Raw genomic sequence first — 12,695 nt, forward strand, 5'->3', positions numbered from 1 at the left:
CGTTCAGAGGAAATGGGCATGCGATCGGGGACACGCGTTCCATTCGAAGACATCGTGCGAAACAGTTCCATGATCAGGGACAACCTGCGCCGACTCAACGTTCCAGAGTGCGACCGTTCGGACGTAATGCAGGAGATTCTTCTCTCTGCTTGGCGAACCGTCGAGGCAGGCGGGTTCCATGCGAGCGAGTGCCTGCCGGTAAAGACGGCGGTGAGGCGCTGGCTGTTCGTGGTCACATGGCACCACACAACGCACTACAGGGAACACCAGCACCAGTGGGAAAAAGGCCGCGCATCGTACACGCATCCGGCGATGGATGGCTACATGCCGCCGCCATCCGAACAGGTGGAGGCGCGGCTCAGCCTCCGCGGTTTGGAACGGATCGAGCCGCCTCTGCGAGACGCCGTGGCGGATTCCGCTTTGGGGTACACTGCTGCGGAAATAGCGGCCGAGCATGCCCAGAATCCCAACACAATCCAGAATCGCTTGCAGCGTGGAAGAAAGCAACTGCGAAGAGCGCTCCGCTTGAAGGAGGCTCCGACGCTGCTCGCCCTCAGGAGCATGCTGGCGAGGATGGCACCAATCCGGCCGCTGAACAGCTACAGCTGACGCCTCCGTTTGGTAGCGGACCATCTGCGGGGAAGACCGCTGACCGGTGCCGCCCACGTGCGCTGGCGAGCCATCATCATAGGACGGGAGATTACCCGGGGGGGGTGAATCCATGTGTCGTCCGCCGAATGAAAACGAGTGCGAAGACGACTGCGTTGCCGCGCACGCGCGCCTGTTTTCCCCGACGCTGGTTCGTGCCGTGCTGCGCTGGCTGGGGAGGCTGGGGGTCCCGCTGTGCCATCGTGGCGACGTCGCAGGTCAAGTCTGGCTCAACGCCTGGGAGAGCTGGCCCAGGTTCGATCCGAAGCGCGGCAGGCCGGAACGCTGGTTGAACGCGATCACCGTACACGTTGCCTCGCACTACCACGAGCGGGCGCAGCACCGCACGGAAGAGTTGGTCGATTTGATCGAAGTGCTCGATCCAGCGCCGGACGCTGCCGCTGTGATGGAGTGCGACGGCATCAGGAGCAGCACCATCGACGCAGTGAATGAGCTCGATCCGGAGCTGCGCTTTGTGCTCGTAGCGCACGATCTGAACGGAGTCTCTATGGCCAAGATAGCCGAAGACGCAGGGCTCCCTCTCTCGACGCTCTACAAGCGACGTGCAAAGGCCATCGATGCGCTACGTGACGCGATTAGGCTTCGGGAAGCCAGAGAAATATCCACGTACGGAGTGACGGTCTAATGAGCGTCGAAGGCCTGGCCGTGCACTTCCGGCGCGAGTTGGACGACCATGAGGCAGAGCAACTGATTGGCGCTCTTATTAGGCTCAAAGGGGGCACCAAGGTGTCGCCTATCGGAGCAGGCACCGCCAGCGCGTCAAGCGAGAGTGGTCCTCCCCCGCTTCCGCGGACAGCTTCACTATGCCGCGGACGCGGTCACGTAGGTCTTCAATTCGAACTCGATCGGGCTCATGTAGGCGAGCCGTGAATGCCGTCGTTTCAGGTTTTACAAGTTCTCAATGTAGTCGCCGATCGCGGCGACGGCGTCGCTCGCGTCGGGTAGCGCTCGTGCTCGACCAGCTCCGCATTCAGCGTCGCAAAGAAGCTCTCGGCCACGGCGTTGTCCCAGCAGTCGCCGGCGCGGCTCATGCTCGCGATGAGCCCATGCGCCCCGAGCACCCCGCGGTAGTCGTCGCTGGCGTAGGGGCCACCGCGGTCCGAGTGGTGCACCAGCCCAGGCGCTGGACGGCGCGCTCTCAAGGCGGGCGTCAGCGCGGCGAGCGCCAGGGCGCGATCGTTGGTCGAGCTCGCGGACCAGCCGACCACGCGGCGCGAAAACACGGCCAGGTACAGCCAGCCTTCGCCGGTGGGGATGTATGTCACGTCGGTCACCCAGTCCTGGTTGGGGGCTTGGGCCTCGAACTGCCGCGCGATCACGTTCGGCGCGATCGGGCCGTTGTGTCGCGAGTTGGTGGTGCGGCGGAAGCGCCGCTTGCTGCGTGCCGCTAGCCGCTCCGCGCGCATCAGCCGTGCGACCCGCTTTTTTCCGACACGGATGCCGCGAGCCCGCAGTTCGGCGTGGATGCGCGGGCTGCCGTATCTGCCCCGGCTCTTGTTGTGCACGGCCCGAATCTGGGCGCTGAGCTGGGCATCGGCGTTGGCCCGCGCGGACACCGAGCGACTGGCCCATGCGTAATAGCCGCTGCGCGTGACCTGCAACACCGCGCACAGCACCAGCACCGGGTAGTGCGCCTTCTCCGCGTCGATGAACTCAAACCTCACTCGCTCTCCTTCGCCAAGAAGGCCGCCGCGTTTTTTTAAGATGTCGCGCTCCATCTCCAGCGCTTCACATCGCGGCGCAGCCGCTGCAGTTCCTCACGCTCCGGCGTCGTCAGCGCTCCCGGCGGACCGTGGCTCGCGTCGATGTCTGCGCGCTTGATCCAGTCGCGCAGCGCCGTCTCGGTCAGGTCGAGGTCCTTCGCTACCTGGCCGATGCTCCGGTCGCCTGCCTTCGCCAGCCGTACCGCCTCCGCCTTGAACTCGGGCGTGAACTCCCTCCTCTTTCTCCGTCCCATCCCTGCCTCCTGGTGCCATCGGGGGTGTCCGCGGAAGCGAGGGAGGACCAGCGACAGCCTCGCCGCCCGCGTGTGGCGGTGAAGGGCCGAATGCGCGTGTGCCCGGATTCATACCGTGAGTTCCACATCGCGACCGACGCGCCGGATCGCCTTCACGCCACCATCCTGCGAGCAAACAAAGGAAACAGCTCCGGGGTAGGCATCACAGAGACGGATCGCTGACCTGTGTCGCGTGCCGTAGCCGTCAATCTGGGCTTTTCTACCATCTGCTAGCCGAACTTGAGTGACCTCAGAACGCGCAACAATCTCGACGCCGAAGCCAATTAGACCATAGTGGTCATCCATCAAGAGAGCGCCATCCACCTCTGCGAGGGAAGAGACGTGCGCCGGCCATGCCTTGACGACTCGTCTCGCGTCGGCGACTTCGATACTTGGGCTCAGCACCGTGAGCTCTCTCGTGGACATCCTCAGCCAGGGCCAAAGACTATGGTGGACGAGCGGGTACTTAATATTCACAAGGTCGCACCATGGCGCATGCTCAGAAGCATCCGTCGGACCAGGAACGACAATGAGTGCGGCCCCATGCCCGCCGGCCGCCAGCCTCGTCAGCAGATCATACATGGGTTCCGCGTAGTAAAACTTGGGATCTATGACACCATGGTACTTCCCCAGGTCCACATCGCCAATTAAGTTCTCCACCGCCGACTCGAACATTTGGCCTATAGATTCAATGTTAACCGCGGCTTCCAGAAATTGACCACGAACGAACTGAAGGACGGGTTTACCGTCGCTATAGAAGGCAATTGACCCTGGCTCACTCGATCGGAATACCGGACCAAAGCACGCAGCAAAGTCGATCCCCCAGATCTCCCATTGGCCAGCATACTGGGCGATGCCCACCGCTACATCTCGTTCATGCAGGATGGGCGCGAGGCGCGCAAGCTCTGCGACATCGAATTGTCGCCGTCGAACAAACGAAAGCTCCGTAGGTCGCAACTGTGGACGGCTGAAGCAAACCGCGAGGCGTACTGGACGTCCTTCGTCGGTCGCCAAGGAAGCGTGGTAGAGGGTCTCGAGCAAGTTCCGCAACATGCCCTCAGTCGGAACAGCAACGCCCCGCGTCGAACGCTCCCATGCGCGCACAAAGTCGAGAACTACCTCGTGGGGGTACCGGAAGAGAGTTGTCACAAGCTCGTTCGCTCCGAAGTGTGTTGTTGTAGATTGCGCTGCACAACGTGGAGAACAACGCTCGCTGCCGCGATCGGATATGTGTATCAGAAATCCAGCCAGCAGGTTGAGGATTCGCCTCCGGCCAAGTGAAACGGAGACGGGACGCGTCTGGTTGCGGTCCAACGTCTGCGGGTATGCTGCGGGGCGCCGGGCCGCGCTTCGCGCGGTCCAGGTGTACCGTTGCCCCGGCGGCCTCTCGGGGTCGTCGAGCTGCTGAGCCGCGCCTAAGCCGATCACCTCGCGCATGCGTTGCAGATCGCCCAGGAGCGCCATCACCTCGATTACACCGCGCCATACGCCGGCGAGCGGAGCGGGAGAACTGAGGGATCAAGAGCTCGACCACGCCGCTGCGCAGCCGCGGGTCTTCGACCATCGTCGCCCGCGCGACAAGGGCGGGCCGCGTGCCTCACGATTCTGCAGTGCCGCGACCACGCGCGGCTTGGGCGCCAGCGCTCGCAACGAGTGACGACCTGGCCCGACGCGCTTGAGCACACGGACATCCACGGCCCCGATCTCGTCGGCGTCCACCTCGACCCGCGCGCGCGGAGCGGTCGCGGATCTCGATCCTGCGGCCTGTCTGCTCGAGCGGCATATACGCCGCCCAGAACGGGCGCCAGCTGGCCGATGCGCGCCGTGCCGACTTCGCGCGCGAGGTCATCCGGATGAACCCCGACGCTGGCGACGGCTCCGCGCGCGCCGGCGCCTACCTCGACCCCGCAACCGCCGTCTGCTTCGGCGCCAAGCAGCGCGACGCCGGCGCGATCCCGAGCTCGCGTGAGTCCATCATGTGTGGCCGCAGCCGCTCCCGCGGAGCGCCCGGCGTGCCCTTGATCTCCGCAGCCCCGCCCCCCGCGTACTCAACCAGGCAGACGGCGGCGTCGATTCGCTGGCAACGTGAGCTCGGTCGGGTGGACCGCGTCGCGGATCACCTCCTCCAGGTCGAAGCGCCTCAAACAGTAGGCTCGGCTACCCTGCGGAGCCGCTGACGCCCGAGAAGGCGCATCCTCGGGCATCACGCGCAGCATCTCTCACCTTTGCGACCCCTCAGCGCGCCCGCCGAGCTCCGTGCACCACACGGCGGCTCTGGCCCTCCGCGGCACCAGCCCTCCGCGGCACCACGGCACGGCCGCAGCCCGGGCGGCACCGGTGGCGGAGGCAGCGGTGAGCCCGCCGTCGGGGTCGCCTTCACAGCGACGTCGGTGCCTGAGGAAGGGCACCGGGTGGAGATCGATGTTCGCCCCGACGCCGGCCGCACCAAGTTCGCGGCTCATGCGAGAGCCAGCCGCTCGGTCGCACCATCCGACCGCTCCTCTGGTACACTCGCAGCGTGCGTCCCGCTCGCTATCCCTGCTCAGCTGCCGAGATCCTCTGTTCCGTCCCGCAGCGCGACCGCACCCTGCTGCTCCGGCTCGGCCTCAACCTGGACAACCCCGCCCACGCAGAGCTCTTCGTCGAGGGCGTGCGTACCGCGGACGCCGCCATCGCGGACCAGGTGCGCTGGGAGCGGGAGCGGCTGGGCTGAAGGCCGCCCGTTCCGTTGACTGCGGGAACGCATAGGTCGCCGGCTCGGCCCAGATCTCGCATCCTGACCCGCGGAGCCCCGGACCCAGCGCCGAGGGCGATCTTCGCAGCTCCGGCGTCCGGCGCGTCTTGCATCGGGTTCGATTCCCCGCGCCTTCACCATGATTTCGCGCGCTTGCGCGCCGTGCGGACGACTCCCAGACGAGACACCGCCCTCCCAGAGCGAGAGCGGCACCGGCGGGAAGACGTCGCCAAGTCCCGCGTGGTCCCCTCGGCCTCGCGGATGTAGCCCTGCGTCGCCTGGACACCCGGCGTAACCGGCGCGCTGCATGATCTCGAGCGGGTCGTCCCCCGGATGGCAAGCCAGATGATGCGGCCGGCGGGCTGGTCTGCGGAACGGACAGCAAACGGGCGGGGGGGCCCGTCCTGAAGGCGCATCGAGTCCTTGAGGTAGCAGGATCCGCGGGGTTGCCGATGCCACGCCCCTGCCGGGTCTCCGCAGCGGCGGCCTATCTTCGGAGATGCGCAGATAGGTCGTGGAAGTCGCTGACTATTCACGGGAATACGCAGATATGCCGCAGAGCGTCGCGGCCGTATTCGCGGGAATACGGAGATTGTCGCCGCGCCTCGCCGCCTATATGCTATAATCGGCCGCTAGGTCCTGCGACGCAACTGATTGCGACGTTGGGCGGCCTTCCTGGTCCGGGCCGGCGGCGAGACGGGGCGAACCGGCGCACGCCTCAGCATCGGCGTTGACAGCGGCGTGATCTTGTGATCCGCTCGAACGAGCTTCCCGTAGAGTCGCACCTAGGTAGTGTCGGCTTCGAGAGAAGGAGCGTCCTGTGCCACCGCCGCCATACGTAGTAAACCCCAAGCATCGCAACAATAGTTCACAAGGCTCGCAGTGGACGATTACGCCAACCGAAGAGCAACAGTGCTTCGGCGCATCATACGAATACGGCTGGCTCCTTGGTGCAGTAGGATGGGGGCTCCATTTTTCGAACGACGTGATTGACTACCTGGGAGTAGCCGTCGATCGGAGCCGCCGCCTGTTTGTGGCCAAGTTTGTCGTTAATAACTCGCCAGTCGTTTGGCACGGTTATCCGGCGGATCCCGAAAAGAACGTGCAAGACATTCCACACGAAGACGTCCTGAATATGTGGCTTGGCGCGGACCTGCTTTCGGCTGCAAAGATCCGTAAGATTGGGAGGCAGCAGCCATGTCGCCTGTGAGCGAAACTCTCCCGCCCGTCCGCGTTGTCCTGCATGGCAAATACTGGGATTCGCAAATCTATTCTGGCACGCTCGTGCTTTTCGGGCTTGACGGCACGATCACTCGGTTGAACTGGAATCAGTTCGTGACGTCCCTACCGCTGGAGGAGGAACTCCAACTGGTCGCCGAAGCGGCGCTTCTCGGAAGCGATCGGTTCTACAGTACTGACATGCGTCGACTGATTCAGGATCGCGAAGTTAAGCCGATTGTTCTTGACAAGTTTCGCCGTCTCCAGCGTGCCTCGGCGACTTGGATTTTCGACGGAACGCACATCGGGCATCGCTCAGACAATCCGCTGCCATTTCCTCATAACGATTCCGACTATTACTATGGTTCCCTCTATGTTGGTGCACGCTCGGGTGTCTACCAGTTGATCGGAAATTCCGAGCGCTCGCGTCAACGCGCACGGCAACGCCTTGCCGACGCTCCCGCTCTGGATATTGCAACCAAGTATTCGACGGTCGCTTTTGCGGCGGGCAGTGATGGCCTACTCGAGTTAGACCTCTCGGAGGAGCGTCGTGGAGGTCTTCGCTCGATCGCGGCAAGGTCATGTAACACATGCGAGTGGTCTTATGCAAGCATCGTGTGCTCCGACCAGTCGCATTCCCTCTTCGTGGCAGCCTTCGGGAAAGTGCGTGAAGAGCGGGGGCACGGTCCGAATCGTAGCCGTCGATATGTTCGTCGCTTTGAGCGCCTGGTTACCGACGAGGAACTGTTCGGGACTTCTGATGCGGACGACTCGCCTGCCGCTATCCAGTGGGGGGCAAAAGACAAAATCTATCGATATCGATCTGGCGAGGTCGAGGCGGTACGGAACTCTTCCAACGGACATGCATCCTTCGAGCGTTTGGAAAGAAGACGTGTGCGGGAGGACTTTGACCTTGATGACTTTGTCGCGGTCAGGGTCGCTCCTTTCGGGAGCGTTCTTGAATTCGATGATCGAGTGATCGTGCTCTTGAACTCGGGTGAGGTCCTCAAGTTTCAGGGGGAGCCGGTCAACTGGCGAGTGTTTCCTCGCTCGCTGAACTATCTCAACCACCTTCACCTCATCTATGACGACAGGATCGAGATTGTTGCATTTACCAATGACTATTTTGTGTCGCCTGAGGAGAGACTGTTTGGGACCGAGCCGGTTTCCGCGGACGACCGATTTGGGTGACGGTGTCCTTAAAGTCCGAGCGGCTTCCGACGCGCGACAACCTGCCGCCCAACTGCGCAATGCAGCCGGCGGGGCGCGCTGCCGCGCGAAGCGCGGCAGCGCGCCCCGCGGCTGATTGCGGTCACGTTGGGCGGGCGGAGGTCGTGCCGAAGTGGGCATGCGGGATGGCTCCACCGACACGAACACGCCCCCGTGGGCAGCGCGGCAGCGCGCCGTGCCGGGCGTCATCCGAACGCACGCCTCCCCTGAGCCCACGTGGACGCGGAAGGGGAAAGACGGTGTCTTCGTCGGCGTGACGGGCGAGCATGCTTCCCAGCCGCGGTTGGGGCGAGTATCCTCCGGCCGCGATGACGGTCGGCGAGGAGCGGGAGCAGGCGGAGGCGCTGGCGAAGCGCGTGAGGGTGGGCATCGTGACCGCGCTGCCAGAGGAGCGCGCCGCGATGCTCGCGATGTTCGAGCGCACGTACCATTGGTCATTCGCGGGCCAGGGCGCCGGGCTCGTCTACGACCTCGGAGTACTACCCGCGCACGGCGGCGGATGCCACGTCGTCGCCCTCGCGCTCGCTGGCATGGGCAACAACGTCGCCGCGGCCCGCGGCACGTTGCTGCTGACGCACTTTCCCGAGGTCGAGGCGATCCTTATGACGGGGATCGCCGGCGGGGTACCGAGCCCCAGCCACGCCGACGACCATGTGCGGCTCGGCGACGTGGTGGTCTCGGGTGAGCGGGGGGTGATCCAGTACGACTTCGTGAAGAAGACGCGCAGGGTCACGGAGGTGCGCGCCTCGCCCCGGCCGCCACATGCTCGGCTCCTGGAGGCAGTGCGGTTGCTGGAGTCGGACGCGCTGGCGGGAGCAAGGCCCTGGGAGGGGCACGTGGAGCGTGCGAAGCACCTCGAAGGGGCGGCCCGGCCGGAGGCGGCGCGGGACGTTCTGCTGGCCTCGCAGAAGCCTTTCGAGCGGGTGGAGCACCCGGTGGACAGGAAGCGCACCGACGGGCAGCCGCGCATCTTCAAGGGACCGATCGCGTCCGGGAACGTGCTGCTGAAGGAGCCGGTCTGGCGGGATCGGCTGCGCACGCAACATGGCGCGAAGGCCGTGGAGATGGAGGGGTCCGGGATTGCGGACGCGACGTGGGAGCACGGGGTAGGGTACCTGGTGGTGCGGGGCATCTGCGACTATTGCGACAAGAACAAGAACGACGATTGGCACATGTACGCAGCAGTCGTGGCCGCGGCGTATACGCGAGCGGTGCTGGGGCGCATGGTAAGCGGGGATGAAGCGGAGACCACGCAGCCGACGAGTGCAGCTGCTGCAAATCGCGAACCACCAATGGTACAATTTTCTACAGACACGTCGCCAATTTGGGCAGGGAACAACCACCCATTTGAGTTCAGGGTGCGCGAAGAGACTGCTACATATACCGAAATGATGAGGAGTCTCATGCTTGATGTGGTTAAGGTCCATGCGCATACCCATCCGGTTGGAGTGGCAGCTGAGCACGCATGGATCCGTCACAACTATCCAGACAGTACAATGGTCACGCAGACGCTCGTGTCGCGCGAGCTGACTGTTGATAACAATGCCAAGAAGCGAATTTTCTTTGATGCCATTCGGATCAGGCTGTCAGGTGGACGAGAGAAGGACGTATGGTTCGACATTAGCTCATTCTTCGATGGCAGATCGTCATCGTATGAGAATCCAGGCAAATTTATTGCGGGAAAGATTTCGAAATTGTACGCAGACCGCGCCAGTGGTGAGGGTGGCGCCAGTGGCGCCGCTCGTCACGAGTCTTCTGGCGAGTACTTTATTACTGATCCCGGCACGAAGAAGTAGCAGCAGTGTTCCGAAGGAAAGGAGCCCACCTTGCCTCGAATTTCAATCGTCAGCGGAGGACAGACTGGGGTCGATCGAGCCGCGTTGGATGTGGCGATCGCACACAGAATTCCGTATTCCGGCTGGTGCCCGCTCGGTGGCCGTGCCGAGGATTTTCCACATCCGTCAGGGCTCACCGAGAAATACGTCAATCTCCATCAAACGCCAGCTCAAGCCGCCGAACAACGGACTGCATGGAACGTTCGCGACAGTAACGCCACGTTGATTATCGTCGATGCCGCGCGCTTGAACGACCGCTTCGAATTCTCCGAAGGGACGCTGTTTACGAAAATCTGCGCCGACCTCATTTTCATGCGACCGTGTCACGTGGTCGGCTTGGATGGCGAAAACTCACTCGCGACTGCTCTTCACTGGCTCACGAATCAGATCGAAGCATTTCCCATCAACGAGTTTCGCTTGAATTTCGCGGGACCGAGAGAGTCCGAGGCAAACGGCATATACGCGCGAGCCTCAGTGTTCATCAGTGACCTGCTGGAGCGAGTCTGGAGCGAGGCAAGAGCCTGCTGAATATAATATAGGTGGAGACCGTCGCGCGAGGGCACGAGGCGGCGACCGCAAGACCACCCCGGACCGCCCAACAAGGGGCTGGTGACCGACAGGTGGGTGCGCTGCGCGTACCCACCCGCGGCACAGCCACAGGTCGTTAGTCTTTCGGATTGGCCAGCTTGCCGCGTCAATGGGAATGCATGAAATCAGCGGATGAACAGTGGTCCAACAAGTTCGAGTGGGCTCGAAATCGCAAGCACAACGACCTCTTCCGCCCGGGCGAGTACGCTCACCTCAACGCATGCGTTGGGTCGAACGGTGGTCCGTACGATCTCGACGATTATGCGCAGGGATACTTCCGTGCTGGGCACCGGCTCGTGCAGAGCATCATCGCCGACACGCTCTACATCGATCTTCTGGTGTATCCGCTCGTCTTCACCTACCGGCACGCGTTGGAATTGGGAATCAAGTACCTGGCCACTCGCTTGCCACCGCTCTGGGACGAAGAGCCGTCGCCGAAGTTGACCCACAAGCTCCTGGACAACTGGAGACTTGTCCGGCCGCTTTTGGAGCGCGACGAGGCCTTCTCGTCGAGCGAGACCGTGCCCACTTTCGAAAAAATTCTGAAGGACTTCGTCGAGCTCGACGCGAGGGGCGAAGCGTTTCGTTTCCCCGAAGACAAGGACGCCAACCACCACCTAGCTGAGACCAGCCACATCAACGTTCTGGTCGTCGGTGAAACGATGGTCTTGGCGCACGACCTCCTATCGTTCTGGGCAGAGATGACCCGGCAATTGTGGTCGACCAAATGCGAAATGGATGATGCACGGGGCTAACATGGCATTGCACTTGACGGTCGCCGTCGTTCGGCCTTTCTGGTCTCGCTCTGGCGTCCGCACCTGCCCTCGCGCAGGGCCACGACGGCGCCGATGAGGCACGCCTGGAGCACGTCGTCGCGCAGGGCCACGACGGCGCCGATGAGGCACGCCTGGAGCACGTCGTCGCGCAGGGCCACGACGGCGCCGATGAGGCACGCCTGGAGCACGTCGTCGCGATCGCGCACGGGCACGCCGCACCTGGCCAGAGCGCAGCAGTCGGCTCTCGGCGAGGAGCGTCTCCGGCAGATGTGTGTCGGCGGCGGTTGTGTCGGGCCGGCGGGCGGGAGGTTGGCCCTCCTCCGCTGCTTGCTCGACCAGCCCTCCCGCGTTCAGGCGGCCCGTCGAGCAGTTGCCGGACTTACTGGGCGACCAGGGCGGGCGTTCGGCCCGACTATCGGCCGCATTTTGCTCTCCCCTCGCGTACTTCCGGCAGCCCGAGCAGCCGACCGATGGCCTCGTGAATGACCTGGGCCGCCGCGTCGTCCCCGAGCGCGACGGCGCGGCTCAGGGTGCCGGCGAGCGAGGCGACCACGGCGGCCCGAGGCGACGTCTCGATCATCGCGAGCTCGTCCGGCGCCAGACTCGGCGGCTGGGCCCGGGTTGGGGCCATGCCTTCTGAACGGGTGCGATCGGTGACCTGGTGCCCCCCAAATCCCGGGTAAAGCGACGGATCGCGACGGTTCGGCACCGCAGATTCGTTCCGCGAGCACCCGGAGCTCGCGCCCCGCTTGCTCGCGACGCTCCTCCACGTCGAGGTGCCGCCGCACGCGGCGGTCGCGGTGGTCGAGTCGTCGCTCGACCAGCTCATCCCGGTGGAGTTCCGCGCCGATCTGGTGCTCGAGCTTCGAGACTCGCGCGACGCGCTGGTGCTGGCGATCGTCATCGAGGTGCAGCGCGACGTGGATCCGGACAAGAAGTTCTCGTGGCCGGCGTACGTCGCGGTCGTGCGCGCCAGGAAGCGCTGCGGCACGATCGTCCTGGTGGTCGCGCCGGACGCCGGCGTGGCTGCCTGGGCCGCGGAGAGCATCGACCTCGGCCTGGGCCGCGGCAACGTGGAGCCGCTGGTGCTCGGTCCGGCGGTCGTCCCCGAGATCGCCGACCCGGCCGACGCGGAGAAGGAGACGGAGCTCGCCGTGCTCTCGGCGGTAGCGCACGGCAACGGGCCGAGCGGCCTCACCGTGGTCGAGGCGGCGCTCGCTGCCCTCGGCCGGCTCGACCAGGCGCACGCGATGGTCTATTTTCAGCTCATCTGGAACGGGTTGCGTGAGCCGATGAGGCAGGCTCTGGAGGCATTGGTCATGGAACGGCAGATCGAAGGCGAGGCGACCTTTCCCCCGTTCGTGCAGAAGCTCATCGATCGCGGCAAGCTCGAGGGCATGCGTGAGGGCAAGCTCGAGGGTGTGCGTGAGGGCAAGCTCGAGGGCATGCGTGAGGGCAAGCTCGAGGGCAAGAGGGACACGCTGCTGCGGCTGCTTGCGCGCGCAGGGATCGCGCTCACCGAGGACGAGAGCGCGCGCATCCAGGCATGCACGGACGTCGCGACCCTCGACCGCTGGATCGAGAACGTCCTCGGGGCGAAGACGGCCACCGAAGTGCTCTCCTGATGCGTCCGATGCCCTGGCCGGCGG

At 64.2% G+C, this 12,695-nt stretch carries 11 protein-coding genes and 1 pseudogene; 8 read left to right on the plus strand and 4 right to left on the minus strand.

The genetic code is table 11. The features are described 5' to 3' along the window. Window positions 1-69: 69 nt before the first annotated feature. Window positions 70-609, plus strand: a complete 540-nt coding sequence (locus tag WME96_RS43935) for an RNA polymerase sigma factor (protein WP_437287497.1) — start codon at window positions 70-72, stop codon at window positions 607-609. A 112-nt stretch (window positions 610-721) separates the two neighbouring features. Further along, entirely contained in the window at window positions 722-1,294 is a 573-nt protein-coding gene (locus WME96_RS43940) for a sigma-70 family RNA polymerase sigma factor (protein ID WP_437287498.1), read from the plus strand. A gap of 176 nt (window positions 1,295-1,470) precedes the next feature. Here the strand turns inward: WME96_RS43940 and WME96_RS43945 are convergent. After that, window positions 1,471-2,626, minus strand: a pseudogene (locus WME96_RS43945) (IS3 family transposase). 108 nt (window positions 2,627-2,734) lie between these two features. Continuing rightward, entirely contained in the window at window positions 2,735-4,129 is a 1,395-nt protein-coding gene (locus WME96_RS43950) for a putative sensor domain DACNV-containing protein (RefSeq protein WP_437287499.1), read from the minus strand. 1,054 nt (window positions 4,130-5,183) lie between these two features. On the opposite strand from WME96_RS43950, the gene WME96_RS43955 reads away from it, so the two are divergent. From WME96_RS43955 to WME96_RS43975, 5 genes are all read left to right on the plus strand, one after another. Then, a complete protein-coding gene (locus WME96_RS43955) occupies window positions 5,184-5,378 on the plus strand; it encodes a hypothetical protein (protein WP_437287500.1) in 195 nt (64 codons plus the stop codon). A gap of 1,218 nt (window positions 5,379-6,596) precedes the next feature. Then, window positions 6,597-7,808: a hypothetical protein gene (locus WME96_RS43960; protein WP_437287501.1), complete on the plus strand. Its 1,212-nt coding sequence runs from the start codon at window positions 6,597-6,599 to the stop codon at window positions 7,806-7,808. Between the two features lie 347 nt (window positions 7,809-8,155). Then, window positions 8,156-9,643 (plus strand): phosphorylase family protein, encoded by a 1,488-nt coding sequence (locus WME96_RS43965; RefSeq protein ID WP_437287502.1) that lies wholly within the window; start codon window positions 8,156-8,158, stop codon window positions 9,641-9,643. Window positions 9,644-9,673: 30 nt separating this feature from the next. Continuing rightward, window positions 9,674-10,210 (plus strand): YpsA SLOG family protein, encoded by a 537-nt coding sequence (locus tag WME96_RS43970; protein ID WP_437287503.1) that lies wholly within the window; start codon window positions 9,674-9,676, stop codon window positions 10,208-10,210. A 179-nt stretch (window positions 10,211-10,389) separates the two neighbouring features. Further along, window positions 10,390-11,025, plus strand: a complete 636-nt coding sequence (locus tag WME96_RS43975) for a hypothetical protein (RefSeq protein WP_437287504.1) — start codon at window positions 10,390-10,392, stop codon at window positions 11,023-11,025. Here the strand turns inward: WME96_RS43975 and WME96_RS43980 are convergent. Both WME96_RS43980 and WME96_RS43985 read right to left on the minus strand, forming a co-directional pair. Then, a complete protein-coding gene (locus tag WME96_RS43980) occupies window positions 11,022-11,258 on the minus strand; it encodes a hypothetical protein (protein ID WP_437287505.1) in 237 nt (78 codons plus the stop codon). The two genes, WME96_RS43975 and WME96_RS43980, sit on opposite strands and share 4 nt — an antisense overlap. 200 nt (window positions 11,259-11,458) lie before the next feature. Then, complete coding sequence (locus WME96_RS43985; RefSeq protein ID WP_437287506.1) at window positions 11,459-11,626, minus strand: hypothetical protein; 168 nt, start codon at window positions 11,624-11,626, stop codon at window positions 11,459-11,461. Between the two features lie 169 nt (window positions 11,627-11,795). On the opposite strand from WME96_RS43985, the gene WME96_RS43990 reads away from it, so the two are divergent. After that, window positions 11,796-12,671 carry a hypothetical protein gene (locus WME96_RS43990; protein ID WP_437287507.1) on the plus strand — a complete coding sequence of 292 codons (876 nt, stop codon included), beginning with the start codon at window positions 11,796-11,798 and terminating at the stop codon, window positions 12,669-12,671. The last annotated feature ends 24 nt before the right edge of the window (window positions 12,672-12,695 follow it).

Origin of the sequence: Sorangium sp. So ce406 (assembly GCF_051474675.1) — a bacterium.
GTDB classification, from domain to species: Bacteria; Myxococcota_A; Polyangia; order Polyangiales; family Polyangiaceae; genus Sorangium; species Sorangium cellulosum_G.